This window comes from Pseudomonas sp. Soil_N_39, from assembly GCF_057655955.1.
This window is the reverse complement of sequence record NZ_JBDGLI010000001.1, coordinates 18,571-44,344: the sequence shown is the minus strand read 5'-3', so window position 1 is coordinate 44,344 and position 25,774 is coordinate 18,571. Positions and strand designations below refer to the sequence as shown.

At 60.4% G+C, this 25,774-nt stretch carries 19 protein-coding genes; 13 read left to right on the top strand and 6 right to left on the bottom strand.

Going from position 1 to position 25,774, the window contains the following annotated elements; all coding sequences use genetic code 11:
• Nucleotides 1-50: 50 nt before the first annotated feature.
• The gene (locus tag AC3A5O_RS00170; RefSeq protein WP_305467113.1) at nucleotides 51-476 is read right to left on the bottom strand and encodes a VOC family protein; all 426 of its coding nucleotides are present in this window, start codon (nucleotides 474-476) and stop codon (nucleotides 51-53) included.
• Between the two features lie 101 nt (nucleotides 477-577).
• Between AC3A5O_RS00170 and AC3A5O_RS00165 the strand changes: the two genes are divergently transcribed.
• The 9 genes from AC3A5O_RS00165 to AC3A5O_RS00125 all read left to right on the top strand — a co-directional run bounded on the left by AC3A5O_RS00165 (nucleotide 578) and on the right by AC3A5O_RS00125 (nucleotide 14,523).
• Nucleotides 578-1,465, top strand: coding sequence for a LysR family transcriptional regulator (locus AC3A5O_RS00165; RefSeq protein WP_487752702.1), 888 nt, complete (start codon nucleotides 578-580; stop codon nucleotides 1,463-1,465).
• A 293-nt stretch (nucleotides 1,466-1,758) separates the two neighbouring features.
• Complete coding sequence (locus tag AC3A5O_RS00160; RefSeq protein WP_122567361.1) at nucleotides 1,759-2,523, top strand: substrate-binding periplasmic protein; 765 nt, start codon at nucleotides 1,759-1,761, stop codon at nucleotides 2,521-2,523.
• 325 nt (nucleotides 2,524-2,848) lie between these two features.
• Complete coding sequence (gene mexE, locus AC3A5O_RS00155; protein ID WP_122567360.1) at nucleotides 2,849-4,102, top strand: multidrug efflux RND transporter periplasmic adaptor subunit MexE; 1,254 nt, start codon at nucleotides 2,849-2,851, stop codon at nucleotides 4,100-4,102.
• 15 nt (nucleotides 4,103-4,117) lie between these two features.
• Entirely contained in the window at nucleotides 4,118-7,297 is a 3,180-nt protein-coding gene (locus tag AC3A5O_RS00150) for an efflux RND transporter permease subunit (protein WP_122567359.1), read from the top strand.
• A complete protein-coding gene (locus AC3A5O_RS00145) occupies nucleotides 7,294-8,715 on the top strand; it encodes an efflux transporter outer membrane subunit (RefSeq protein ID WP_305467118.1) in 1,422 nt (473 codons plus the stop codon). The genes AC3A5O_RS00150 and AC3A5O_RS00145 overlap by 4 nt, the downstream gene beginning before the upstream one ends.
• 330 nt (nucleotides 8,716-9,045) lie before the next feature.
• The gene (locus AC3A5O_RS00140; protein ID WP_122567357.1) at nucleotides 9,046-10,104 is read left to right on the top strand and encodes a tetratricopeptide repeat protein; all 1,059 of its coding nucleotides are present in this window, start codon (nucleotides 9,046-9,048) and stop codon (nucleotides 10,102-10,104) included.
• A 230-nt stretch (nucleotides 10,105-10,334) separates the two neighbouring features.
• A complete protein-coding gene (locus AC3A5O_RS00135) occupies nucleotides 10,335-11,837 on the top strand; it encodes an ATPase domain-containing protein (RefSeq protein WP_305467119.1) in 1,503 nt (500 codons plus the stop codon).
• Nucleotides 11,834-13,504, top strand: a complete 1,671-nt coding sequence (locus AC3A5O_RS00130; protein ID WP_305467120.1) for an ATP-binding protein — start codon at nucleotides 11,834-11,836, stop codon at nucleotides 13,502-13,504. Before AC3A5O_RS00135 ends, AC3A5O_RS00130 begins: the two co-directional genes overlap by 4 nt.
• 140 nt (nucleotides 13,505-13,644) lie before the next feature.
• Nucleotides 13,645-14,523, top strand: coding sequence for a halovibrin HvnA (locus tag AC3A5O_RS00125; protein WP_305467121.1), 879 nt, complete (start codon nucleotides 13,645-13,647; stop codon nucleotides 14,521-14,523).
• Between the two features lie 15 nt (nucleotides 14,524-14,538).
• On the opposite strand, the gene AC3A5O_RS00120 is transcribed toward AC3A5O_RS00125, so the two are convergent.
• The 5 genes from AC3A5O_RS00120 to AC3A5O_RS00100 are packed head-to-tail and all read right to left on the bottom strand — an operon-like array spanning nucleotide 14,539 to nucleotide 21,076.
• Nucleotides 14,539-14,916, bottom strand: a complete 378-nt coding sequence (locus tag AC3A5O_RS00120) for a response regulator (protein ID WP_305467122.1) — start codon at nucleotides 14,914-14,916, stop codon at nucleotides 14,539-14,541.
• Complete coding sequence (locus tag AC3A5O_RS00115; RefSeq protein ID WP_354336950.1) at nucleotides 14,909-16,189, bottom strand: hybrid sensor histidine kinase/response regulator; 1,281 nt, start codon at nucleotides 16,187-16,189, stop codon at nucleotides 14,909-14,911. The genes AC3A5O_RS00120 and AC3A5O_RS00115 overlap by 8 nt, the downstream gene beginning before the upstream one ends.
• Before the next feature lie 5 nt (nucleotides 16,190-16,194).
• Nucleotides 16,195-16,782, bottom strand: coding sequence for a chemotaxis protein CheB (locus AC3A5O_RS00110; protein ID WP_354336952.1), 588 nt, complete (start codon nucleotides 16,780-16,782; stop codon nucleotides 16,195-16,197).
• The gene (locus AC3A5O_RS00105) at nucleotides 16,779-17,594 is read right to left on the bottom strand and encodes a CheR family methyltransferase (RefSeq protein WP_305467126.1); all 816 of its coding nucleotides are present in this window, start codon (nucleotides 17,592-17,594) and stop codon (nucleotides 16,779-16,781) included. The genes AC3A5O_RS00110 and AC3A5O_RS00105 overlap by 4 nt, the downstream gene beginning before the upstream one ends.
• Nucleotides 17,594-21,076, bottom strand: coding sequence for a response regulator (locus AC3A5O_RS00100; protein ID WP_305467127.1), 3,483 nt, complete (start codon nucleotides 21,074-21,076; stop codon nucleotides 17,594-17,596). The genes AC3A5O_RS00105 and AC3A5O_RS00100 overlap by 1 nt, the downstream gene beginning before the upstream one ends.
• A gap of 274 nt (nucleotides 21,077-21,350) precedes the next feature.
• Between AC3A5O_RS00100 and AC3A5O_RS00095 the strand changes: the two genes are divergently transcribed.
• From AC3A5O_RS00095 to AC3A5O_RS00080, 4 genes are all read left to right on the top strand, one after another.
• Entirely contained in the window at nucleotides 21,351-21,722 is a 372-nt protein-coding gene (locus AC3A5O_RS00095; RefSeq protein ID WP_122567349.1) for a response regulator, read from the top strand.
• A 77-nt stretch (nucleotides 21,723-21,799) separates the two neighbouring features.
• Nucleotides 21,800-23,092: a glycosyltransferase gene (locus tag AC3A5O_RS00090; RefSeq protein ID WP_487752701.1), complete on the top strand. Its 1,293-nt coding sequence runs from the start codon at nucleotides 21,800-21,802 to the stop codon at nucleotides 23,090-23,092.
• A 70-nt stretch (nucleotides 23,093-23,162) separates the two neighbouring features.
• The gene (locus tag AC3A5O_RS00085) at nucleotides 23,163-24,068 is read left to right on the top strand and encodes an AraC family transcriptional regulator (RefSeq protein WP_053119509.1); all 906 of its coding nucleotides are present in this window, start codon (nucleotides 23,163-23,165) and stop codon (nucleotides 24,066-24,068) included.
• Nucleotides 24,069-24,361: 293 nt separating this feature from the next.
• A complete protein-coding gene (locus tag AC3A5O_RS00080; protein ID WP_487752700.1) occupies nucleotides 24,362-25,672 on the top strand; it encodes an ABC transporter substrate-binding protein in 1,311 nt (436 codons plus the stop codon).
• Nucleotides 25,673-25,774 lie beyond the last annotated feature (102 nt).

The window sequence follows — 25,774 nt, the reverse complement described above, 5'->3', positions numbered from 1 at the left end:
TGATAGCGTCACAACCTGAGCGCTACCAAGCCACCGGTATACCCTTCCTTTTATTTAGCGAAGAGCTGGCTCATATCCTTGAACGCCTTGAATTCGAGGGCATTACCGCAGGGATCGAACAGAAACATCGTGGCCTGCTCCCCCACCTGCCCTTTGAAACGTATGTACGGCTCGATGACGAACTCGGTACCAAAGGATTTCAGCCGTTCGGCCAGCGCCTCCCATTCCTGCCAGCCCAAAATGATGCCGAAGTGAGGAACAGGCACGTCGTGCCCATCTACCGGGTTGCTGTGCACGCTCTCTTGGGCAGCGGTCTTTGGCTGTTCATGGATGACCAACTGATGACCATAGAAGTTGAAGTCGACCCACTGGGCACTGGAGCGGCCCTCCTGCAATCCAAAGACTTCGCCGTAAAAGGCCCGGGCGCCTGGAAGGTCGTAAACAGGGATTGCAAGGTGGAAGGGAGAAAGGCTCATCACGGCTCCTGTTGCTTTTGTAAGGACCGGGTCATCGTAAGGCCGGGCTCGCAGCAATAAAATCAATATATATTTCTCATGAGCACAATTAATATTTGTGAATGATCAAAGAACTCAAGACCCTTATCGTCGTGGCCCGGGAAGGTACTTTCGCTGCCGCCGGGCATAAAATCGGCCTCACCCAGGCAGCTGTCAGCGCGCAGATCCAGCGCCTGGAGGCCGAACTTGGCTTCGAGATCTTCGACCGCAAAGGACGCTCGGCCCACCTCAACCGAATGGGTCACCAAATACTCTTGCAGGCGCAAGAGTTGCTACGCCTCTACGACAATCTTGGCGCAAGCCCAGCCGGACTTGCCCCCAACGTTCTGGTGAACATTGGCGCCATCGCTTCGGTGCAACGCTCTTACCTGCCTGACGCCCTCGCCCGGTTTCACCAACAGTGTCCGCAGTGCCGCACGCGGGTGCTGCCTGGCGTGTCGATGGAGTTGATCAACCTGGTGGATGCCGGTGAAATCGACATGGCCGCCATCATCCGCCCGCCTTTCTCGCTGCAAAACGATTTGTGCTGGATGACCCTGGCACTCGAGCCGTATCGACTGATCGTGCCGAGCGCGCTACCGGGCGAAGACTGGGCCAAACTGCTTGGTAGCCAACCCTTCATTCGTTATGACCGCGCCTCGTTCGGTGGTCGGCAGGTGGATCGCTTCCTGCGCAAGATGCACTTTGCCTTGCATGAAGTCAGCGAGCTGGATGAATTGGAGGCCATCATCAAGCTGGTTGAAAACGGCGTGGGTGTGGCCCTGGTGCCGCAAACCGCAACCCATCACCAATGGCCGACGGGGGTTCGCGCGCTCGACCTCGCGGAGCATACCTTCCACCGTGAGGTCGGCCTCGTCCATCGGACTCGACAGAGCGTTGCCGAACCGGCGGGGATCCTGGTGCAGTTGATTGCGGAGCACGCTCGGGTCAACGGTGGGCCAACCCCATAGTTCGCAGCGTTGGCCCCTGCCTTCTTTACCACAACCAAGCGTTGACCATCGTTGAAATTGACCGCCGTAATCCAGCATCAACTTGCAAGACTCAAGGCTTTTGTCGGTGGGATGATCTATACCTTCAGGTACACGCAGTCAGGCCAAGGCAACAGGTTGGCGTGTCCAGATAAAACGACTGTGGCGCCCCCGCTTTAGGTGCGCTGCATCACATAAAATCGGCCTGCAGCACGCTGTTCCCGGCGCCGCCCCGTAGAATGCGCCCCACTGTCCCAATGCCTGAAGTATCGATCATGAGCCCGAGCAAACGCGTGTTGAATGTTCCCACTAAGGCGCTATCCAGGCTTTGTCTATTGATACCGCTGCTCGTTGTGCACAACACGGGCGCTGAACCCTTGGAAATTGAACTGCACATTCTCGACGCACCGCCGCTGACATTCGTCAACGACCCCAGGGGCCACGGAATCGTGGGCGATGTCGCCGTGGCGGCCATGACCAAGGCCGGATACACCGTAAAAATCCATGTGCTTCCCTGGGCCCGGGCACAGAAACACGTCAGTGAAGAACATGACCACTTGATCACCCCCCTCTCGCGCATCCCCTCTCGTGAGGATCGCTTCACCTGGATCGCCTCGATCATGCCCATGGAGCGAGCCTTTTTCAGCCTCGAACGGCGGGTGAGCAGCTTTACCCAAGCGAAAGAAACCTACCGCAAGATCGGTGTCGGCCTGGGCAGTGCACAGGAAGATATCCTGCGCAGCGAAGGGTTCAGCGATGAGCAGATCTATCCACTGGCCATCGGTGACAACCCCGCCCAGATGCTGTTGATGGGGCGTATCGATGCCTGGTTCAACGGCGTGCCGGAAAGTCGATACATCTGGCCCAAGGTGTCCAAGCGCAAGCTGCTCATGAGCACGGTTGGCAGCAGCGCCGACCTTTACCTGGCCTGTTCAAAGCAATGCTCGCCAAAAATGGTCGAGCATTTGCGCGAAGCGGTTGAAGCGCTTCGGGCGGATGGGACCGTCAAGCGGGTCCATGACCTTTATTTGCCGCAATAGAACGCAACCATCAATACATTTGATGGAAAAGAATCAAGACCCTCACTCAATCCAAGCACTCACCCAAGACTGGCGGGGTCATTGTGGCGAGCAAGCTTGCTCCCGCTGGGCTGCGTAGCAGTCCTTCTTTGTGAGCGCTTTGCGCTCAAGCTCCCTCGCCACAGGGTCATCGATGCTCCAAAGTGAGCATTATTGCCCGGACTAGAGCCCTCATCGATCGCTTATATCATTCTGAATGATAGTTACCTTTGCTTCATTCGATTCGTTCCTGTCTCTTGCGCCACGCATCATCCGCCCATTCTCAATACATTGGCGGATGCTATCCATGGAACATTCACTTTCAAAACTGCGTTTTCCCCTCGCGCTGCTGGCGGTGCTGGTGATGAGCGCCTGCGGCAAGACTCCTGACACGGCAGCGTCCATGCCGCCGGCCAAAGTCAGTGTGGCCAAGGTGTTGGAGCAGCCTGTCAACGAATGGGATGAGTTCACCGGCCGCCTCGAGGCGCCAGAAACCGTCGAGATCCGCCCGCGGGTTTCCGGGCAGATCGACGAAGTGGCCTTCACCGAAGGCGCGCTGGTCAAGAAAGGCGACCTGTTGTTCCAGATCGACCCACGCCCCTTCCAGGCTGAAGTCCGTCGTCTCGAAGCCCAACTGGCCCAAGCCCGCGCCACCGCCACCCGCAGCGAGAACGAAGCCCAGCGTGGTGAACGCCTGCGCTTGAGCAACGCCATTTCCGCCGAGCTGGCGGATTCGCGCACCAGCGCCGCCCAGGAGGCCCGTGCCGCCGCCGCGGCCATCCAGGCGCAGTTGGATCTGGCCAAGCTGAACCTGAGCTTCACCCGTGTCACCTCGCCCATCAGTGGTCGCGTCAGCCGGGCGGCCATCACCGCCGGCAACCTGGTGACCGCCGATGTCACGCCGCTGACCAGCGTCGTGTCCACCGACAAGGTCTACGCCTACTTCGACGCCGACGAGCGTGTCTTCCTCAAGTACACCCAACTCGCCCGCCAGGGCCAGCGCGGCCAGGCCACGCCGGTCTACATGGGCCTGTCCAACGAGGACGGCAATCCGCACCTGGGCCAGATGAACTTCGTCGACAACCAGGTCAACCCGCAAACCGGCACCATCCGTGGTCGCGCCGTGTTCGACAACAAGGATGGCGCCTACACCCCTGGGCTGTACGCCCGCCTGAAGCTGGTGGGCAGCGGCACCTACGCCGCCGTGCTGATCAACGACGAAGCCGTGGGCACCGACCTGGGCAAGAAGTTCGTGCTGGTGATGGACGCCGACAACAAGCCGGCCTACCGCGCCGTCGAGCTTGGGCCGAAGATCGAAGGGCTGCGCATCGTGCGCAGCGGCCTGAGCAAGGACGACACCATCATCGTCAAGGGGCTGCAACGGGCTCGTCCGGGCGCACCGGTCACGCCTGAAACCGTGCCGATGGCCAGCGACGAAACCATTGCCGCCCTGGCACAACAACGTAAAGCGCTCGAAGCCAGCAACCTGCCCCAAGTCGCGCCATCCAAGGCTGCGTCAAGCTCGGCAGGCAAACTGGCCGCTGCGACCCCACGCGGTTAAGGGACTGAATCCAAGATGAAATTTTCCCAGTTCTTCATTTCGCGGCCGATCTTCGCAGCGGTGCTTTCGCTGCTGATCCTGATCGCCGGTGCCATCTCGCTGTTCCAGCTACCGATCAGCGAATACCCGGAAGTCGTGCCGCCGACCGTGGTCGTACGCGCCAACTTCCCGGGCGCCAACCCCAAGGTCATCGGCGAAACCGTGGCCGCGCCCCTGGAACAAGCCATCACTGGCGTCGAGAACATGCTGTACATGTCCTCGCAGTCCACCGCTGACGGCAAGATCACCCTGACCATCACCTTCGCACTGGGCACCGACCTGGACAACGCCCAGGTGCAGGTGCAGAACCGCGTCACCCGGACCGAGCCCAAGCTGCCGGAAGAAGTGACCCGGATCGGCATCACGGTGGACAAGGCATCGCCCGACCTGACCATGGTCGTGCACTTGACCTCGCCGGACAAACGCTACGACATGCTCTACCTGTCCAACTACGCCCTGCTCAACATCAAGGATGAGCTGGCGCGCCTGGGCGGCGTGGGTGACGTGCAACTGTTCGGCATGGGCGACTACTCCCTGCGGGTCTGGCTGGACCCGAACAAGACCGCTTCGCGCAACCTGACTGCCACCGACGTGGTCACCGCGATCCGTGAACAGAACCGCCAGGTCGCCGCCGGTGCCCTGGGTGCGCCGCCGGCGCCGAACGCCCAGGCCTTCCAGCTCTCGATCAACACCCAGGGTCGCCTGGTGAATGAGGAAGAGTTCGAGAACATCATCATCCGTTCCGGTGCCAACGGTGAGATCACTCGCCTGAAAGACATCGCCCGGGTGGAGTTGGGCTCCAGCCAATATGCCCTGCGCTCACTGCTGGACAACCAGCCGGCGGTGGCGATCCCGATCTTCCAGCGCCCAGGCTCCAACGCCATCCAGATCTCCAACGACGTTCGCGAGAAGATGGACGAGCTGAAGAAAGGCTTCCCGGCCGGGATGGACTACAGCATCGTTTATGACCCGACGATCTTCGTCCGGGGCTCCATCGAAGCGGTGGTCCACACCCTGTTCGAAGCCCTGATTCTCGTGGTGCTGGTCGTGATCCTGTTCCTGCAGACCTGGCGCGCCTCGATCATTCCGTTGGTGGCGGTGCCGGTTTCGCTGATCGGTACGTTCGCGGTGATGCACCTGTTCGGCTTCTCGTTGAACGCCCTGTCGCTGTTCGGCCTGGTCCTGGCGATCGGTATCGTGGTGGACGACGCCATCGTGGTGGTGGAGAACGTCGAGCGAAACATTGGCCTGGGACTCACACCGGTGGAAGCCACCAAACGCGCCATGGGCGAAGTGACCGGACCGATCATCGCCACGGCGCTGGTGCTGTGTGCGGTGTTCGTGCCCGCGGCCTTCATCAGTGGCTTGACCGGACAGTTCTATAAGCAGTTCGCCTTGACCATTGCCATCTCGACGGTGATCTCGGCCTTCAACTCCCTGACCCTGTCGCCGGCCCTGGCGGCGGTGTTGCTCAAGAGCCATGACGCGCCCAAGGACCGTTTCTCGCGGTTCCTGGACAAGATTTTCGGTGGCTGGCTGTTCCGTCCGTTCAACCGTTTCTTCGACCGCGCCAGCCACAGCTACGTGGGCACCGTGGGCCGCGTGATCCGCAGCAGCGGGATTGCCCTGATTGTTTACGCAGGCTTGATGGTGTTGACCTTCTTCGGTTTCTCCAACACGCCGACCGGTTTCGTTCCCGGCCAGGACAAGCAATACCTGGTGGCTTTCGCCCAACTGCCGGATGCCGCGAGCCTGGATCGTACCGAAGACGTGATCAAGCGCATGTCCGACCTGGCCCTCAAGCAACCGGGTGTTGAAAGCGCGGTGGCGTTCCCGGGCCTGTCCATCAACGGTTTCACCAACAGCCCGAACGCCGGCATCGTGTTCGTGACCCTCAAGCCCTTCGACGAGCGCAAGGATCCGAGCATGTCGGCCGGCGCCATCGCCGGTGCCTTGAACGGCCAGTACTCGGAAATCCAGGAAGCCTACATGGCGATCTTCCCGCCGCCGCCGGTACAGGGCCTGGGCACGATCGGTGGTTTCCGCCTGCAAATCGAGGACCGGGGCAACCTGGGCTACGACGAGCTGTACAAAGAAACCATGAACATCATTACCAAGAGCCACAGCGTGCCGGAACTGGCCGGGTTGTTCACCAGCTACACCGTGAACGTGCCCCAGGTCGATGCCGCCATCGACCGTGAAAAAGCCAAGACCCACGGCGTGGCCGTCAGCGACATCTTCGACACCCTGCAGATCTACCTGGGCTCGCTGTATGCCAACGACTTCAACCGCTTCGGGCGCACCTACCAGGTCAACGTCCAGGCCGAGCAACAGTTCCGCCTCGAGTCGGACCAGATCGGCCAGCTCAAGGTGCGCAACAACCGTGGCGAGATGATCCCGCTGGCGACCTTCATCAAGGTCAGCGACACCTCGGGCCCCGATCGCGTGATGCACTACAACGGCTTCATCACCGCTGAAATCAATGGCGCTGCCGCCCCGGGCTACAGCTCCGGCCAGGCTGAAAAGGCCATCGAGAAACTGCTCAAGGACGAACTGCCCAACGGCATGACGTACGAGTGGACCGACCTGACGTACCAGCAGATCCTCTCGGGCAACACCGCGCTGTTCGTGTTCCCGCTCTGCGTATTGCTGGCGTTCCTGGTGCTCGCGGCACAATACGAAAGCTGGAGCCTGCCATTGGCGGTGATCCTGATCGTACCGATGACCCTGCTGTCGGCGATTACCGGGGTGATTCTCTCCGGTGGCGACAACAACATCTTTACCCAGATCGGCTTGATCGTACTAGTGGGGCTTGCCTGCAAGAACGCGATTCTGATCGTCGAGTTCGCCAAGGATAAACAGCTTGAAGGCATGAGCCCGCTGGCGGCGGTCCTCGAAGCGTGCCGCCTGCGTCTGCGGCCGATCCTGATGACCTCCTTCGCCTTCATCATGGGCGTGGTGCCCCTGGTGTTCTCCAGCGGCGCAGGTGCGGAAATGCGTCATGCCATGGGTGTGGCGGTGTTCTCCGGGATGCTCGGCGTGACCTTCTTCGGCCTGCTGCTCACCCCCGTGTTCTATGTACTGATTCGCAACTTCGTCGAGCGCAGCGAGGCCCGCAAGGCGGCCCGGGCTTTGAAACTGGAGGCGCAACAATGAGTTTGAAAGCGTTCATGCCGAGCTTGCTGGTGTTGGCACTGAGTGCCTGCGCCGTGGGCCCGGACTACAAGGCACCACAAACGGAGGCGGCGACTATCACCACCGCCACCGACGGCGCCGCCGGCCAGAAGAATTTCGACCGCGCCCGTTTCGAAGGTGTCTGGTGGCAGCAGTTCGACGACCCGACCCTCAATGCGTTGGTGACCCGTTCCCTGGAAGGCAACCGCGAGTTGCGCGTGGCCTTCGCCCGCTTGCGGGCCGCCCGGGCGATTCGCGATGACGCCAGCAATGACGTCATGCCGACCATCACCAGCCGTGCGAGCAGCGACCTGGGCAAAGGCCAGATTCCAGGGCAGACCACCGACCGGGTCAACACCGAGCGTTATGACCTGGGCCTGGACATGGCCTGGGAGCTGGATCTGTTCGGACGCATCCGGCGTAACCTGGAAGCCACCAATGCCGATCAGCAGGCCGTCGAAGCCGACCTCTATCAGTTGCAGGTGACGATGATCGCCGAACTGGTGGACGCCTACGGTCAATTGCGCGGCGCGCAACTGCGGGAAAAGATCGCCCTGGCGAACCTCAAGAACCAGCAGGATTCGCGCAAGATCACTGAAAGCCTGCGCGATGCCGGCGTCGGTGACCAGCTCGACGTGGTCCGTGCCGATGCGCGCCTGGCCTCGGTTGAAGCCAGCGTGCCGCAACTGCAGGCCGAACAGGTGCGCCAACGCAATCGCATCGCCACGCTGCTGGGTGAACGCCCGGACAAACTCAGCGTGGATCTGAGCCCGAAACAGTTGCCGGCCATCGCCAAAGCCCTGCCCATCGGCGATCCGGGTGAACTGCTGCAACGGCGCCCGGACATTCTCAGTGCCGAACGCCAACTGGCCGCCGCCACGGCGCGCATCGGCGTGGCCAAGGCCGACTTGTTCCCACGGGTCAGCCTGAGCGGTTTCCTCGGTTTCACGGCTGGACGCGGTTCGCAAATTGGCTCCTCGGCCGCCAACGCCTGGGCGCTAGGCCCGAGCATTACCTGGGCGGCTTTCGACCTGGGCAGTGTGCGAGCTCGCCTGCGCGGTGCCGACGCCGAAGCCGATGGCGCCCTGGCGACCTACGAACAGCAAGTGCTGCTGGCCCTGGAAGAATCGGAAAACGCCTTCAGCGACTACGGCAAGCGCCAGCAACGGCTGATTTCGCTGATCCGTCAAAGTGAATCGAGCCGCGCCGCCGCCGACCTGGCCGAGATTCGCTACCGCGAAGGCACCGTGGACTTCCTCGTGCTGCTCGACGCCCAACGTGAACGCCTGGCCGCCGAAGACACCCAGGCCCAGGCCGAAGTGGACCTGTACCGCGGCATCGTCGCGATCTACAAGGCCTTGGGTGGCGGCTGGAAACCGGAAACCGTCGCCAGCAACTGACACTGTCCTGCTCAACCGAGCTCCTTTGGTTGGCCGCAACCAGCCAAATTTTTGCCCCGCGTCTCATGGACGCGGGGCTTTTTTTTCGCTTGCCGCTGACCTCCACCTCCTCCTGTGGGAGAGCCCTGTGGGAGCAAAGCTTGCTCGCGATAGCGACGGGTCAGTTGCGCTGATGCTAAATGTGCCACCCTCATCGCGGGCAAGCCTTGCTCCCACATTGACTTGGGCAAGCTTTACCCAGGGCGCGTGAGATGTGTCACAAGGTTTGACTCAGGCCCCCACCTGACCGAAGCTTGCGACATTTCACGCTTCTGGTAATGGATTCCCTGCATGCCCTCGCCTCGCCGCCGCTATCTGCTCCTCAGCCTCTGTGTACTGTTGTTGATCGGTCTTGTCGCGGTGTGGCTGCGCAGCACCACCCCGCAAATCCCCGAAGCGATCAAGCGTGGCTACAGCGAAGCCTTGGAAAACGCCCGCAACGGCCAGCCGGGGGCGGCGCGGATGCTTTACCAGCAACTGGGGCGTCCGGACCTCTCGCCCAAGCGCCGTGTGTGGCTGCACGCAGAACTGCCCAACTACCCCAGCCCGCAAGCCCTGAAACTGGCGGACGCGGACCTGCACAGCGAATCACCGGACGTGCGTCGGGCCGCCATCGGCAGCGTGGTCGGGCTGGTGCCGACGGGGCAGCGCAGCCTGTTGCTCGGCCCGCTTCTGGATGATGACGACCCGAACGTCCGGTTCGCGGCCGTGAATGCGCTGCTGGGCCTGTCGCCGGATGACCTCGGCTTGTATTTCGGTGCGATGCAGATCGCCATCGACACCTGGGAGCAGGTGCTCGAGGACGGTCCGAAAACCGCGGAGTCCCACTACCAGCTCGCCCGGCTGCACCTGCACAATGCCGAATTGAAGAAAGCCCAACTGGCCCTTGAGCAGGCCTTGCGCCTGCAACCGGACAATCTCCCGGCGTTGGTCATGCAGATCGAAGTGCTGGACAAACAAGGCCAGGGCGAAGCCGCACGACAATTGCTCGCCCGACAGTTGCAAACCCAGCCAGCCTCGGCTTATCTGCAACATGCGCTGGGCATGTGGCTGCTGCAACATGGCCAGAGCGAGTATGCGGTGCTCGGCCTGGCCAAAGCCGTGGAACTGGAGCCCGAGAACCGGCATTACCGCTATGACCTGGCAACTACCCTGCATGCCGAGCAGGAAGTGGAAGCCGCGCAGAAACAGCTGCAGGAAATCGTCCAGCGCTACCCCGCCGACCGCAAGGCCCGGGTGTTGCTGATCAACTATTGGAAGGAAACCGGTCAGTTGCAGAACGTTCAAATCCTGTTGGCGCAACTTGAACAACTGAACCCCGATGACCCGGCACTGCAACAGGGTCTGTAGGAGCTGCCGCTTTTGATCTTGATGGGTTGAGCGTTCGCTTGTGACTCAATTGGCTTGGTAAAGATCGCCGCGTCGCTTCGCTCGACAGTGCCTAAAAAAGTTGTGCACTACACCGCGTTTTGTAGATGTAAGCGGAACCGCCATCACCGCCAAAGGTCAAGTATTCAGGCAGTTCATTTCAGGCGTTACCCCGCCTGCTGCCCACTTCCCTAGTCATGAGAGGGCTATTTTTGTCTACATCTAACGGGTTGATCAGTGCAAAAGCTGCCACCGGTATCGAAGGACTGGACAATGTCCTTTCCGGTGGTTTGTCCCGCGGCCATGTGTTCCTGCTTGAGGGGGAACCGGGGACTGGTAAGACCACGGTCGCGCTGCATTTTCTGTTGGCCGGCGCCAAGGCTGGCGAGCGCTCGTTGTACATCACGCTCTCGGAAACCGAGCGTGAACTGCGTCAGGGCGCCGCCTCCCACGGCTGGACCCTGGACGACAACATTCATATTTTCGAGCTGACCCCGCCTGAAAGCTTGCTCAATGCCGAGCACCAGCAGAGCCTGCTGTACTCCTCGGACCTGGAACTGGGCGAAGCGACGCGGCAGATTTTCGAAGTGGTCGAACGGGTCAAGCCGACCCGGGTCGTGCTCGACAGCCTGTCGGAGATCCGCCTGCTGGCGCAAAGCTCGCTGCGCTATCGTCGCCAGATCCTGGCAATCAAGCATTACTTCGTGCGCTACGACGCCACGGTCCTGTTGCTCGACGACCTGACCACAGAATCCTTGGACAAGACCGTACACAGCGTCGCCCACGGAGTGATTCGCCTGGAAGAACTGACCCCCAACTATGGCGCCGAGCGGCGGCGCGTCCGGGTGGTCAAGTATCGCGGGCAGAAGTACCGCGGCGGTTACCATGACTTCACCATCATGGGCGATGGTGTACATGTCTTCCCGCGCCTGGTGGCCGCCGAACACCGCGGACAATACCAGCGCAAGCAACTCTCCAGCGGCATCGGCGAGATGGACGCGCTACTGGGCGGTGGTATCGAGACCGGCTCCAGCACCTTGATCCTGGGCCCGGCGGGGACCGGCAAGTCACTGATTGCACTGATTTTTGCCGCAGCCGCCGTGCATCGCGGTGAGAAGGCCGCGCTGTTCATCTTCGATGAAGAGCTGGGCTTGTTGTTCGAGCGCATGAAAAACATCGGCATCGATCTGCATGCCCTGCAAAAAACCGGCAACCTGATGATCGAACAAGTGGACGCCGCCGAGTTGTCCCCCGGTGAGTTCTCCCACCGCGTGCGCCGTTGTGTCGACGAGGGCGAGATCAAGACCGTGATCATCGACAGCATCAACGGCTATCAGGCGGCCATGCCGGAAGAGAACGCCCTGGTGCTGCACATGCATGAATTGCTGCTCTACCTCAACCGCAAGGGCGCGGCGACCTTCATGACCGTCGCCCAGCACGGCCTGGTCGGCGACATGCAGGCGCCCGTGGACATCACTTACCTGGCCGACACGGTGATTCTGTTGCGTTATTTCGAAGCACTGGGCAAGGTTCGCCGGGCGGTTTCCATTATCAAGAAGCGCACCGGCAGCCACGAGTCGACCATCCGCGAATACCGCATCGGCGGCCAGGGCATGACCATTGGCGAACCTCTGGAGGCCTTCCAGGGTGTCTTGCGTGGCGTACCGACCTACATGGGAGCGGACCATCCGCTGCTCAAGGATGATCTCCAGTGACGTTGACGGAGCCCCTGTCGGAGCGGGCACTGATCCTCGCGCCGTTGGGACGAGACAGCCAGATCGCCTTGATGATCCTCAATGAAGCCGGGTTTGCCGGCCTCATCTGCCGTCATCTGGGCCATTTGTGCCAAGAACTGGAAGACGGCGCGGGCCTGTTGGTGATCTCTTCGGAAGCGTTGATGGGGCCAGACCTGGAAACACTGTTCCTGCAAATCGAGCAGCAGCCGGCCTGGTCCGACCTGCCCATTGTCTTGTTGACCCATCACGGCGGCCCGGAACAGAATCCGGCGGCACGTATCGGTGCGCAATTGGGTAACGTCACCTTCCTCGAACGCCCCTTCCACCCTGTGACCCTGATCAGCCTGGTGACCACTGCCCTGCGTGGGCGGCGAAGGCAGTACGATGCCCGCGACCGCCTGATCGACCTGAGCAACAGCGAACTGCGCCTGCAAACGACCCTTGAAACCCTCGAGCAGCAGGTAGAAGAGCGTACCGCCCAGTTGCGCCACAACGAAGAAGCGCTGCGCCAGTCGCAAAAAATGGAAGCGGTCGGCCAGTTGACCGGCGGCATTGCCCACGACTTCAACAACATGCTCACCGGAATCATCGGCAGCCTCGAACTGCTGCGTCGTCGACTGGCCCGGGGCCGTACCGAGGACCTGGACAGCCTGATCGACCTGGGCGTGACCTCGGCCAACCGCGCCGCCGGCCTGACTCATCGCCTGCTGGCGTTTTCCCGACGGCAATCGCTGGACTCCAAGGCCGTCCAGATGAATACGCTGGTGCTGTCCATGGGCGAGCTGCTGCAACGCAGCCTCAACGAGAGCATTCGCCTGGACATGCAGCTGGACGAACAACTCTGGGTCGCCGAGGCCGACCCCAACCAACTGGAGAGCGCCCTGCTCAACCTGGTGCTCAACGCCCGGGATGCGATGCCCAACGGCGGAAACCTGGTGGTGCGGACAAGCAATCGGCACCTGGACGCCGACTTCACCGATGCCTACACCAACCTGGCGCCCGGCGACTATGTGGTGCTGAGTGTGCAGGACAGCGGTTGCGGCATGCCCGAAGCGGTCATCAATCGCGCTTTCGACCCGTTCTTCACCACAAAGCCGATCGGCCAGGGCACCGGGCTGGGCCTGTCGATGATCTATGGCTTCAGCAAGCAATCGCGTGGCCATGTGACCATCGACAGCGAAGTCGACAAGGGCACCACCGTGAACCTTTACCTGCCGCGCTTTCGCGGTGAAGAAATACACGAGCCCCAGGTCACCACCCAGCACGCGCCCCATGCGCAGGACGGCGAAACCGTGCTGATCGTCGAGGACGATCCAGCGGTGCGGGTACTGGTGAGCGCGGTGTTGAGCGAACTGGGTTATGCCTTTGTGGAAGCGGCCGACGCCAATGGCGCCGTACCGATCCTCCAGTCAAGCCAACGCATCGACCTGCTGATCAGCGACGTAGGCCTGCCCGGCATGAATGGTCGGCAACTGGCGGAAATCGGCCGGCAGATCCGTCCGGACCTGCGGGTACTGTTCATTACCGGCTATGCGGAACATGCAGCGGTACGCGGCGGTTTCCTTGACCCGGGGATGCAGATGATCACCAAGCCGTTCACGTTTGATTTGTTGACGGCCAAGGTGCGGGAGATGATAAGAGCATGACGAAATCTCGGAGCATAAAGTACCGTTATAGCCCTGAATAGCTGTCAGACTTGACAGCTATTCAGGGCTACTTTTCAGACCGAAACTCAATGCGCAGTCCAGTGTTAACCGCATGGGCATCAATCGGCATTGAGGTCATCATGAAAACTCTCATCCTCTGGGTAATGCTTGTATTGGCCGGAGCCACCGTAAGCCAGCAGGCACTCTCCCTCGAGCGACTGCGCTCCGGTGTACAAATCGCAGCCGAACTCACTCAACGCTACAACGATATCCGGGATGACTGCGGCAGCCCTTCGATGCCCAGTTTTCTGTGTACCGGTGTGATGTTGCGCTCGACGATTCCCGGTGACGGCTATTTCACCTGGAACCCCAGCCCCTATTCACGCACCAGCGGCGGCGTTGCGTTTTCCTTCCTCAGGAAAGACGCCAAGTTCTCAGGGCTGGTTTATGGGCAAAACAGCGGATTTATTTTCTACCCTGTATTGACCAGGCCGGCGGATACGTTTCAGGTGGAAGTGCTTTGTGCCTACCCTTCGGACGGTGCAACCAATAACAGGGACCAGGCCGGGTGTGGCGCCCATCCGTATGCACTTGATCGAAGCCGTCGTTGCCAGACCATTGGGGTGACAACTGCAGAACAATGGATAGCGAACCGGCAGGAATATGCTTGGAACCTCTGCGGCTTTGATGTCAGCGATGACATGAATGAAATGGCTACTAGCGGATTTAAGGAAACGATTCGGGCTCATAACCTCGGTAACTTCTTTGCCGGAACGTTTGACTACATTGAATTAGTAGTCGCCACCTGGCCCCAGCATGACAACCCTACCCCTGTTCCCCTCGAAGCCTTTTTCTATACAAACGACGGCTTGGCCAGAGCGCAACGGGATCAAATGGACTATTTCAATCAAAGCGGGAGAGGCGTGCCGATTATCAAGCTCGAACTCCCACAAAACCCTTCCGCCGATGCGGTGTTCAGTTACCTTATGGAGGATCAACGCGTCCTGTTGGGCTTATGAGTATTCCTCACCCATTCAGGACAGCATTGTGCGCATGATGCACTGCAATTCATCCAGATCGAACGGCTTATCCAGGATCGGCGCCTTGCGGGTAATGGGGCTATCGGTGTCGCGCACTTCCTGCGCATAGCCACTGATGAAGATCACCTTCAGTTCGGGTCGCAGCTTGACTGCGGGCTCGGCGATCTGCACCCCGGAGATACCGCCCGGCAGGCGGAAGTCGGTAATCATCATGTCCAGATGCGGCTTGCTCGCCAGGATCTCGAACGCCTGCTCACCGTTTCCGGCCTGAAGCACCCGGTACCCCTCGCCCGACAGATAAGCCGACAGTACCATCAGGATCGACGGGTCATCCTCGACGATCAATACAACATCTTGCGCATCTTCACTCATGAGAAGCCTTTGTTCGATCAATAGCTGCTGATACGACCTTAGGGTCTCTCAGAGGTTGCGTCTGTTCGGCGGTTTTGTCCAAGACAGTTTTCTGCAAGGGCAGGCAAACACGGAACAACGCGCCTTCATTGAGGCGACTGTCGACCGTGATCGTCCCGCCATGGGCCGAGACAATCTGCTCGGAAATGAACAGCCCCAACCCCAAGCCTGAAGCAGCCGCCTTGGACGATACGCGCTCGAACTGCTGGAAGATGCGTTTCTGGTTCTCCTCGCTGATGCCGATGCCGTGGTCCTGGACCTCGATGCAGGCATGCTCGGGCGTCTTGAAGACGCGCACTTCGATCGGGCTCTTGCCGCCGTAGCGCAGCGCATTGGTCAACAGGTTCGACACCACCTGCTCGATACGGAACTCATCCCAAAGCCCCTCCACCGCCGGCTCGGCCATGCAGGTCAACGAGCATTCGGCGACGGCGATCTGCGGCTGGAAGTTGCGCAGCAGGTTTTCCACCAATGCCGTCAGGTTGAAGCGGGTCGGACGGATCGACAGCTTGCCGGTACGAATCCGCGACACATCCAGCATGTCCTCGATCAGCCGGATCAGGCTCTTGATCTGGCGCTCGTCGCGTTCGACCATCGCCCGCACCTTGTCCAGGCTGAAGGCCGCGGCGTTGTCCCGGGCCAGGTGCATCTTGCGCAACTGGGTCTCGAGAATGAGCCCATTGAGGGGCGTGCGCACCTCATGGGCGACGATGGACATGAAGTCGTCACGCATGCGAACCGCCTGCTCCAGCTCGGCGCGGGTGGCCTCCAGTTGCTGCAACAGGACCTCCTGCTCGCGACGACTCTGTTCAAGGGCCACGACTTGCTCCTTCATGGCCTTGCGCTGGCGATACAACTCGACGAACACATTGACCTTGCTCTTGACCGCCTGGGTGTCCAGCGGCTTGTGCAAGAAGTCCACCGCGCCGTTTTCATAACCGGTGAAGGCATAGTTGCGCTCACGACCGGCGGCGCTGACGAAGATAATCGGGATGCTGCGGGTCTTCTCCGTGCCGCGCATCAGCTCGGCCAGCCCGAAACCGTTCATCTCAGGCATCTGCACATCGATGATGGCCAAGGCAAAGTCGTGTTGCAGCAGCAGGGATAGCGCTTCGTCCGCCGACAGGGCCTTGAAGACCTCGCGGTCGTCCCCCCTGATCAACGCTTCCAGGGCCAACAGATTCTCAGGCAGATCGTCGACGATCAGCAGTTTGGCTTGAATATCTCTTGGCATGTGGTTCATTCCAGCCCGGCCAGCAATTGGCCGATGCCTTGCAAAGTAAGGATATGGTCGGGCTCGTGCAGGGCCAGCGCCGCTTCGGGCATGGTCGAGACCTGGGCTTCAGCGGGGTCTTGCACCACGGTGATCCCACCCAGCGCACTGACCTTCGCCAAGCCCCGGGCGCCATCGTTGTTGGCACCGGTCAGCACCACGGCCAGCAATTTCTGGCCGTAGACATCGGCGGCCGATTCAAACAGCACATCGATGGACGGCCGCGAATGGTGTACTGGCTCCTCCAGACTCAACGACAGGCTACGATCAGCCTCGACCGACAAGTGATAGCCGGGCGTGGCGACGTACAAGGTGCCCGGCACGATGTCTTGCTTGTCCCGAGCTTCCTCCACCGGCACCGCCAGACGATGACCGAACACAGGAGCCAGTTGACTGTCGCGCTCATCCGGCAAATGCAATACCACCAGGATGGGCAGGCCAAAGCCTTTGCGCAGGTGTCCGAACACCTTGAGCAACGCTTCGACGCCGCCGGCCGACGCACCGACGACAACGGCCTCGATGGGCGGGTTGGATCTGTCCTTCGTCTGGTTCATAACTTGCGATAGATCCGTTCCTGTTTGACCAACGGCTCGAATCGATGACCGTAAGCCGAAAAATCCAGTGTCTCCTTACTGCCCAAAACCAGGAAACCACGGTGACAGAGGGACTCATGGAACAGTCCAAACGCACGATCTTGCAGTTTTTTATTGAAATATATCAATACGTTGCGACATGAAATTAATTGAGTTTCTGAAAAAACACTGTCGGTTGCCAGACTGTGATCAGCGAAGGTCACGTTCTTGCACAGGGTTTTATCGAACATCGCATAATCGTAGGCGGCGGTGTAGTAATCGGCAAACGAGCGCCGTCCTCCGGCGTTCTGATAGTTCTGGGTATAGGTGCGCACGTTTTCCAAGGAGAAAATCCCCTGCTTGGCTTTTTCCAGCGAGCGCGGGTTGATATCGGTGGCGTAGATCAACGTGCGGTCCAGCAGGCCTTCTTCGCGCAGCAGGATCGCCATGGAGTAGACCTCCTCCCCCGTGCTGCAACCGGCGATCCAGATCTTGATCGAAGGGTACGTCCTGAGCAGCGGCACGATTTCCTCGCGGATCGCCAGGAAATGCGAGGGATCGCGAAACATCTCGCTGACGGGGATCGTCAGCAGTTGCAGCAATTGCATGAACGCACCCGGGTCATGCAGCACGCGCTCCTGCAAGGCCGAAATGGTCTTGCACTCGAACTGGCTCAATGCATGGTGGACCCGGCGCTTGATGGAGGCGCCGGAGTAATCGCGAAAATCGTAGCTGTACTTGAGGTAGATCGCTTCGATCAACAAACGAAGTTCAATGTCAGTGTCACGTTCCACTAAATTCTTTCCATATTCGGCAACCACACGCGAATCAGCGAGAACAGACGATCCAGATCGATCGGCTTGGCCAGGTAGTCATTGGAACCCGCCGCCAGGCAGCGTTCCTGATCGTCCTTCATGGCCTTGGCCGTCACGGCGATGATCGGTAGCTTGCGCCAGCGTGGATCCTTGCGGATCAGCGCGGTGGCTTCAAAACCGTCCATTTCCGGCATCATCACATCCATCAGCACCAGGTCGATGTCGTCGAATTCATTCAGGCGATCGATCGCCTCCAAGCCATTGCGGCCGATGACAACGACCGCACCCTTCGCCTCAAGGGCGCTGGTCAGGGCAAAGATATTGCGCACATCGTCGTCCACCAGCAGCACCTTGCGGCCTTCGAACACCTTGTCGCGGCTGCGGGCGGTCTTGAGCATCCGCTGTCGTTCATGGGACAACCGGGATTCGACTTTGTGCAGAAAGAGTGTCACCTCGTCCAGCAAGCGCTCTGGCGAACGGGCGCCCTTGATGATGATCGAGCGTGAATATTTGCGCAGCTCGGCTTCCTCGTCCCGTGTCAGGTTGCGCCCGGTGTAGACGATCACCGGCGGGAAGGAGCAGATGTCTTCGCTGGACATGCGCTTGAGCAGGTCATTGCCAAGCATGTCCGGCAACTTGAGGTCGATGATCATGCAGTCGTAGACGTTGGTGCGCAGCAGGTCCAGGGCTTGCTGGGCGAAGCCAACGGCGGTGATTTCGATGTCATCGTCGCCGATCAGGCGAGTAATACTGTCACGTTGCAAGTCGTCATCTTCCACCAGCAGCACCCGCTTGACCTTCTGGGTCAGCTTGGCTTCCAGGCGGGCGAACACGTCCTTGAGTTCTTCGCGGGTGGTCGGCTTGACGGCATAGCCGACGGCGCCCATGTGCATGGCGGCTTCAACGCGGTCTTCGACGGAAATCACGTGCACCGGAATGTGCCGGGTTTCGGCCTGCTCCTTGAGCCGCTGCAACACCGTCAGCCCGGAATGGTCCGGCAGGCGCATGTCCAGCAGGATCGCGTCGGGAGCCAGTTGCAACGCCAGGTCGAAGCCTTCGTCGGCACCGTGCGCCACCAGGCACTGGTAACCGAGCTCGTGGGCCAGGTCGAACAGAATCCGGGCGAACTTGGGCTCGTCCTCGATCACCAGGATGCACCGGGTGTCGAACGGCGCCCTGTCGCGGTCGTCGGCGAATCGGGCAATCGGCATATCCACCTCAGCGATCAGCGGCGCTGGCGCGGCTTTGGGGGTTACGGGAGCCGGCGCGGTGGCCGTCGGGGTGAACGTCATCGGCTCTATCGGCGCATCCCCGGGTTCGACGTAACGCTCAGGCAATACCAGCGTAAACACACTGCCCTGCCCTGGCTCGCTGGAAACGGAGATCGAGCCGCCCAGCAACGTGGCCAGGTCCCGGGAAATCGACAATCCCAGGCCGGTGCCACCGTAGCGACGGTTGGTGGTGCCATCGGCCTGACGGAACGCTTCGAAGATGCTTTGTTGCTGATCGGCGGCGATGCCGATCCCGGAGTCGCGCACCATGAACGCGATGCCCGAGCCCGGCTGGCCTGCCACGGACAGGCTGACGGAGCCCCGCTCGGTGAACTTCACGGCGTTGGACAACAGGTTCTTGATCACCTGTTCCAGGCGCTGGCGATCGGTGTAAAGCACCGCCGGCGCGTCGGGCAGCACCTGGACCTCGAAACTCAAACCCTTGTCGGCCGCCAGCGGCTTGAACATATCTCGCAGCCCTTCCACCAGACGTTGCACACTGGTGTTTTCTGGACGCACTTCCAGTTTTCCGGCCTCGACCTTGGAAATGTCGAGAATGTCGTTGATCAGGTTCAACAGGTCGTTGCCAGCGGAGTAGATCGACTCGGCAAACTTGACCTGCTCTTCGCTGAGGTTTTGCTGCGGATTCTCCGCCAGCAGCTTGGACAGGATCAGCGAGCTGTTGAGCGGCGTTCGCAGCTCGTGGGACATGTTGGCCAGGAACTCGGATTTGTACTTGCTTGAACGCTGCAGCTCTTCGGCGCGCTCCTGCAACTGGATCTGGGCCAGGTTCAGTTCGCTGTTCTTCTGGTCCATGGCGTCGCGCTGCTCGGCCAGTTGTTCGTTGGTCTGCTCCAGCTCCTGCTGCTGGGTTTCCAGGTGGGCCTGGGATTCCTTGAGAATGCGCGACTGCTCTTCCAGCTCTTCGTTGGCAGTCTTGAGCTCTTCCTGCTGGACTTGCAGCTCTTCGTTCAACTGTTGGGTTTCGGCCAGCACTTCCTGCAAGCGCTGGCGATAACGGGCGGCTTCGATGGAGGTGCCGATATTGCCGGCGATCAACTCCAGCAGCTCGATGTCACGCTCGGTCAATGGCCGCAGGAAACCCAGTTCGATGACACCGTTGATCCGGTCATCGTCACTGGTGGGCACCACCAGTACGCTGTTGGGCAGGCCTTGCCCCAATCCGGAGCTGACTTTCAGGTAATCGCTCGGCACGTCATCCAGACGAATGAGCCGCCCCTGCTGTACGGCCTGACCCGCGATGCCTTCACCGGCGACGATCACCTGTTGTTGTTCTTCATCCTCCCGGGACAGGCCGTAGCTGGCGACGCGCTTGAGGACACCATTTTCTTCCCGCGCATAAAGCGCAGCGACAGCGACGTCCAGGTATTTCGCACAGAACTGAAGGATGTTGCGACCCAACAGGTTCAGCGACAGTTGCCCCAGGACCTGCTCGGCCAGCAGCGTCTGGCCGTTACGCAACCAGGCCTGCTTCTCCAGGTGCAAAGCGCTGCGTTGCTGGACTTTCAGGCTGGCGCTGTAGCTTTCGGACAGGTTCAACAGATCCCGGCGACCGACGTAGGCCAGCAACCCGCTGACCGCGGCGACGAACAATAGATAAAGGGCAATGCTCCAGACGGTGGTGGTACGCACTTCCTCGTTGCGCGCCGCGCGCAGTTGCTGCTCGGTCTCGACGACTTCTTCGAAGGACTGGCGAATTTCGTCGGTCAGGCGCTTGCCGCGTCCGGCCTTCACCGCGCCCCGGTAATCACCGCTGCTGCGTTGCAGGTCGATCATGCTCTGGGCGTAATTGGCCCACTCCGTCTGGAGGGCTTGAATCTTGTGCAGGCGGTCGGTCTGGACCGGGTTATCGGCTGTCAATTCCAGCAATGTGTCCAGCGCCACGGCGATCCGTGGCTTGGCCACTTCGTAGGGGTCGAGGAAGTGCTCGTCCCCACTTAACAGGTAGCCGCGCATGCCGGTTTCCAGGTCCACGCTCAGCTTGAGTGCTTCGTTGGCGTTATTGATCACCCTGTCGGTATGGCCGACCCACTGGATCACCGACAGCAGATACGTGATAAGGATGATGAAAAACACCGCGCTGAGGGCGCCTATGCCCAGCGGCAGGCTGATGTTGCGGCTCAGGAGCTTGCGAAAACTTTGCTCGTCGACCGAAGACGAAGGAGTCATGGAAAGGGCCTTGGTGGACAGTTGAAATCGGTGGAGTTTGCCCGAAAAAACGCGCTTGGATCCACATTTTCTGACAAGTCAAAGACGCAAATCCCACGACGATCCGTCTTGTAGCAGGGAAGCGACTATCCTTGTCAGCTCTTGTACTATAGATCCTTTCTTGTACAACCTACGGAACTTGTGCCGCCTTGGCGCTTACTCATAAAAGAGGCTCATGAATGAGGCCAGTTTTTTTCCGTGCCCTTCCCGCTCCCATCTTTCGAGAATGTCTATTATGTCCACCGCCCCTGCCGCCACCCAACCCACCATCCTGGTAGTCGAAGACGACGATATTGTACGGATGCTGATCGTTGACGTGTTGGAAGAGCTGGAATATCAGGTGCTGGAGGCGGACGGTTGTAAGCAGGCCCTGGAGTTTTTGTCCGACCACGATCAGCCCATCGCCCTGATGATGACCGACGTTGGCCTGCCGATAATGGACGGGCGGGAACTGGCCAAGAAGGCTAGACTCGAGCGGCCGCAACTGCCGGTGCTGTTTGCCAGCGGTTACGCAGAAAGCATCGATGTGCCTGAGGGCATGTCGGTGATCGGCAAGCCCTTCTCCATCGATCAGTTGCGGGACAAGGTCAAACGCATTCTTGCTTGAGCCGGATCGCATTCTTGGTCACTATCGGCGCCCCGCGCGCCGATGGCGCCTGATTCGCGCCAAGGAACCCCCTGCCCATGCGTCACCCCACCGCCACCAAAGTCCTGGTTATCGGCTATGTCTGGCCCGAGCCGCGTTCATCGGCGGCCAGTGGGCACATCATGCAAATCCTCGACACCTTCCTCGGCCAAGGCTGGGACATCACCTTCAGCAGCCCGGCTGGCCCGGGCGAGCAGCGCGCCGACCTGGTCGCGCTGGGCATCCGCGAAGTGCCCATCGAACTCAATAACAGCAGCTTCGACGCGTTCATCCATACACTTGCGCCCGACATCGTGCTGTTCGACCAGTTCATGATGGAGGAACAGTTCGGCTGGCGCGTCGAAAAGCACTGCCCCGGCGCCCTGCGAGTGCTGGAGACCTCCGATCTGCAAAGCCTGCGTCACGCCCGGCATCAACGCCTGAAGGAGCGCCTGAAGCACGATGAGGCGAGCGAAGACTTCAGCGACCTCTTCGCCCCGGCCCTGGGCGAGGAGTTCCAACGGATGGCCGACACCGACCTGGCCAAGCGGGAAGTCGCCGCCCTGTACCGCTGCGACCTCAACCTCATGGTGTCCGAGGTTGAAATCGAACTGTTGGTGGAGCACTTCAAGCTGCCCCGCAACCTGCTGCACTGGTGCCCGTTGATGCTGGACCTGCCCAGCGGCCCTCCGGTGCCATTCTCGGATCGGGCGCATTTCCTGAGCATCGGCAACTTCCGCCATGCGCCGAACTGGGACGCCGTGCTCTGGATGAAAAACGCCATCTGGCCGCTGATCCGCCAGCAATTGCCCGGATCGCAACTGCACCTGTACGGCGCCTACACCCCGCCCAAGGCCGCCGCGTTGCATAACCCGGCCCAGGGCTTCCACATCATGAACTGGGCCGAGGACGCCTTGCAGGTCATGTCGGCCGCACGCATCTGCCTGGCGCCGTTGCGTTTCGGCGCCGGGATCAAGGGCAAGCTGATCGACGCCATGCTCTGCGGCACCCCCAATGTCACCACGCCTGTGGGGGCCGAAGCCATGCATGGCGACATGCCCTGGCCCGGGTCGATAGCCCAGAGCGCCGAAGACATCGCCCGCGCGGCAGTGCAGCTGTATAGCGACCAGGCACGTTGGACCCAGGCCCAGGAGGCAGGCCTGGCGCTGCTGGAGAGCCGCTACCAGCAACAGGTGCATGGGCCGGCGCTGATCGACAGCATCAACGCTTGCCGGGCGGACCTGGGGCAACGACGCCGGGACAATTTCACCGGCAGCATGCTGCGTCACCACCAGCACAAAAGCACCCAATACATGTCCCAGTGGATCGAAGAAAAAAATCGCAACGGTTAGACGTCAGAGTGGCACCCGCCTGGCGAAGGGGGCATTATCCAACGGCGATAACAATAAAAGCGCCAGGCCCATGACCCGAACAGCCAGAGTCACCGACCCCTCCTATGAGTTGATGGACGACCATAACGGGCTGTCCATCATCTACCGCCAGCATGGTTTTCCCTGCCCGCTGGTGCGCTGGCATTTCCACAAGGAATACGAGCTGCACTTGATCGTCGCCAGTTCCGGCAAGGTGTTCATTGGCGACTACATCGGTAACTTCTACCCCCAGTCGCTGTTTCTCACCGGGCCCAACCTGCCCCACAACTGGATCAGCCAGGTGGCCGAGGACGAAGTGGTGCCCAAGCGCGACATGCTGGTGAACTTCACCGACGAGTTGTTCGAAAGCGGCCACCAGGTATTCGCTGAACTCAAGACGGTCGCACCGCTGCTCGAACGCGCCCAATACGGCATCGAGTTCCGCTGCAAGCGCACCATCCGCCAGGCCATGACCCTGATGCAGCGCATCGCCGACTCCCAGGGCATGAGCCGACTGGGGCACTTTTTCATCCTGATGGAGCTGCTGGCCGCCACGGATGACTACCAACTGCTGTCCGGCGCGACCGCCCCGCAAACGGCGGACGAACACAGCATCGACCGCACCAACCGCGCGGTGGACTACATCTTTGCCCATTACGCCCGGGAGCTGCCCCTGGAAGAAGTCGCCGAGCACCTGGGCATGAAGCCCACCTATTTCAGTCGGGTGTTCAAACAGGCCACCGGCCGCTGCTTCATCGAATTCGTCAATCGCCTGCGCATCAGCAAATCCTGCGAATTGCTGGCCGATGGCGACAAGCCGGTGACGGATGTGTGTTTTGAATCCGGCTTCAACAACATCTCCAATTTCAACCGGCGTTTCCAACAGCTCAAGGGCATGACGCCTTCCCACTACCGGCGGTTGGCGGTGCAGCGGTTGACCGAGCAGAACCAGGGCTGAATCTCGGCTCATTTCTGTGGCGGAATTTATGTGGGAGCAAGGCTTGCCCGCGATGCAGACGCCTCGGCTCCCCGGAAGACCGTGTCAACTTCATCGCGGGCAAGCCTTGCTCCCACAGATAATTTCCATCGCCGCCCCATGCAGTGCAAAAAAGTATCAGCACAAGTGCGACGGATGATTTGTCACGCCGCCCATTGAAGGCTGTAATCAGCGCACATTCTTCCCTTCATCCGGAAGACACAAAAACAATAACTGTCCTTCTGCAGCCTTCGGGCGCGGAAAAGGAGTGCGCGATGAAACCTTCGGTAAAAGCTCTGCTTGTCTCCACCTGCATGACCCTCAGCAGCGTCAGCTTCGGCGCAGAGACCCTCACCATTGCCACGGTCAACAACAGCGACATGATCCGCATGCAAAAGCTCTCGAAAACTTTCGAGGCCGAGCACCCGGACATCAAGCTGAATTGGGTGGTGCTCGAAGAAAACGTCCTACGCCAACGCTTGACCACCGACATCGCCACCCAAGGCGGACAGTTCGACGTGCTGACCATTGGCATGTACGAAGCTGCACTCTGGGGCGCCAAGGGCTGGCTGGAACCGATGAAGGACCTGCCGGCCTCCTACGACTTGGATGACGTCTTCCCTTCCGTGCGCGATGGCTTGTCGATCAAAGGCTCGCTGTACGCCCTGCCGTTCTACGCCGAAAGCTCGATCACCTATTACCGCACGGACCTGTTCAAGAACGCCGGGCTGACCATGCCCGAACACCCGACCTGGACCCAGATTGGTGAGTTCGCAGAAAAGCTCACTGATAAATCCAAGGAACAGTATGGCCTGTGCCTGCGGGGCAAGGCGGGCTGGGGCGAGAACATGGCGCTGATCACGACCCTGGCCAACGGCTTTGGCGCGCGCTGGTTCGATGAGAAGTGGCAGCCGCAGTTCAATGGCCCGGAGTGGAAGGATGCACTGAACTTCTACGTCGACAACATGAAAAAATCCGGCCCGCCGGGGGCTTCCAGCAACGGTTTCAACGAAAATCTCGCGCTGTTCAACAGCGGCAAATGCGCGATCTGGGTGGATGCCAGCGTCGCCGGCTCGTTTGTCACCGACAAGACCCAGAGCAAGGTGGCCGATCACGTCGGATTCACCTTCGCTCCCCACGAAAAAACCGACAAGGGCACCTCGTGGATGTACTCCTGGTCCCTGGCCATCCCGGCCAGTTCCAAAGCCAAGGACGCCGCCAAGGTCTTTACCACTTGGGCAACGTCCAAGGAATACAACCAATTGGTCGCCAAGACCGACGGCATTGCCAACGTACCACCAGGCACCCGCACCTCGACCTACAGCGACGAGTACATGAAGGCCGCGCCGTTTGCCAAGGTGACCCTGGAATCGTTGAAAGTCGCCGACCCGAAAGCCCCTACCCTCAAGCCCGTGCCCTACATCGGCATCCAGTTGGTGACCATTCCCGAATTCCAGGCCATCGGCACCCAAGTGGGCAAGTTCTTTTCGGGCGCGCTGACCGGCCAGCAGACCGTGGACCAGGCGTTGACCGCCGCGCAGTCCACCACCGAACGCGAGATGAAACGCGCTGGGTATCCCAAGTAGTCAACTCATTGAGGCCCGCTCCCGGTTCCTGTGGGAGCGAGCTTGCTCGCGATGAGGGCCTCCCAGCCACTATCACGGGCGACTGACACGACGCTATCGCGA

What these genes read in the sequence shown, in the direction of transcription:
- AC3A5O_RS00170 (WP_305467113.1), bottom strand. Translation starts at nt 476, where the DNA reads ATGAGCCTTTCTCCCTTCCACCTTGCAATCCCTGTTTACGACCTTCCA.
- AC3A5O_RS00165 (WP_487752702.1), top strand. Translation starts at nt 578, where the DNA reads ATGATCAAAGAACTCAAGACCCTTATCGTCGTGGCCCGGGAAGGTACT.
- AC3A5O_RS00160 (WP_122567361.1), top strand. Translation starts at nt 1,759, where the DNA reads ATGAGCCCGAGCAAACGCGTGTTGAATGTTCCCACTAAGGCGCTATCC.
- mexE (WP_122567360.1), top strand. Translation starts at nt 2,849, where the DNA reads ATGGAACATTCACTTTCAAAACTGCGTTTTCCCCTCGCGCTGCTGGCG.
- AC3A5O_RS00150 (WP_122567359.1), top strand. Translation starts at nt 4,118, where the DNA reads ATGAAATTTTCCCAGTTCTTCATTTCGCGGCCGATCTTCGCAGCGGTG.
- AC3A5O_RS00145 (WP_305467118.1), top strand. Translation starts at nt 7,294, where the DNA reads ATGAGTTTGAAAGCGTTCATGCCGAGCTTGCTGGTGTTGGCACTGAGT.
- AC3A5O_RS00140 (WP_122567357.1), top strand. Translation starts at nt 9,046, where the DNA reads ATGCCCTCGCCTCGCCGCCGCTATCTGCTCCTCAGCCTCTGTGTACTG.
- AC3A5O_RS00125 (WP_305467121.1), top strand. Translation starts at nt 13,645, where the DNA reads ATGAAAACTCTCATCCTCTGGGTAATGCTTGTATTGGCCGGAGCCACC.
- AC3A5O_RS00120 (WP_305467122.1), bottom strand. Translation starts at nt 14,916, where the DNA reads ATGAGTGAAGATGCGCAAGATGTTGTATTGATCGTCGAGGATGACCCG.
- AC3A5O_RS00115 (WP_354336950.1), bottom strand. Translation starts at nt 16,189, where the DNA reads ATGCCAAGAGATATTCAAGCCAAACTGCTGATCGTCGACGATCTGCCT.
- AC3A5O_RS00110 (WP_354336952.1), bottom strand. Translation starts at nt 16,782, where the DNA reads ATGAACCAGACGAAGGACAGATCCAACCCGCCCATCGAGGCCGTTGTC.
- AC3A5O_RS00100 (WP_305467127.1), bottom strand. Translation starts at nt 21,076, where the DNA reads ATGACTCCTTCGTCTTCGGTCGACGAGCAAAGTTTTCGCAAGCTCCTG.
- AC3A5O_RS00095 (WP_122567349.1), top strand. Translation starts at nt 21,351, where the DNA reads ATGTCCACCGCCCCTGCCGCCACCCAACCCACCATCCTGGTAGTCGAA.
- AC3A5O_RS00090 (WP_487752701.1), top strand. Translation starts at nt 21,800, where the DNA reads ATGCGTCACCCCACCGCCACCAAAGTCCTGGTTATCGGCTATGTCTGG.
- AC3A5O_RS00085 (WP_053119509.1), top strand. Translation starts at nt 23,163, where the DNA reads ATGACCCGAACAGCCAGAGTCACCGACCCCTCCTATGAGTTGATGGAC.
- AC3A5O_RS00080 (WP_487752700.1), top strand. Translation starts at nt 24,362, where the DNA reads ATGAAACCTTCGGTAAAAGCTCTGCTTGTCTCCACCTGCATGACCCTC.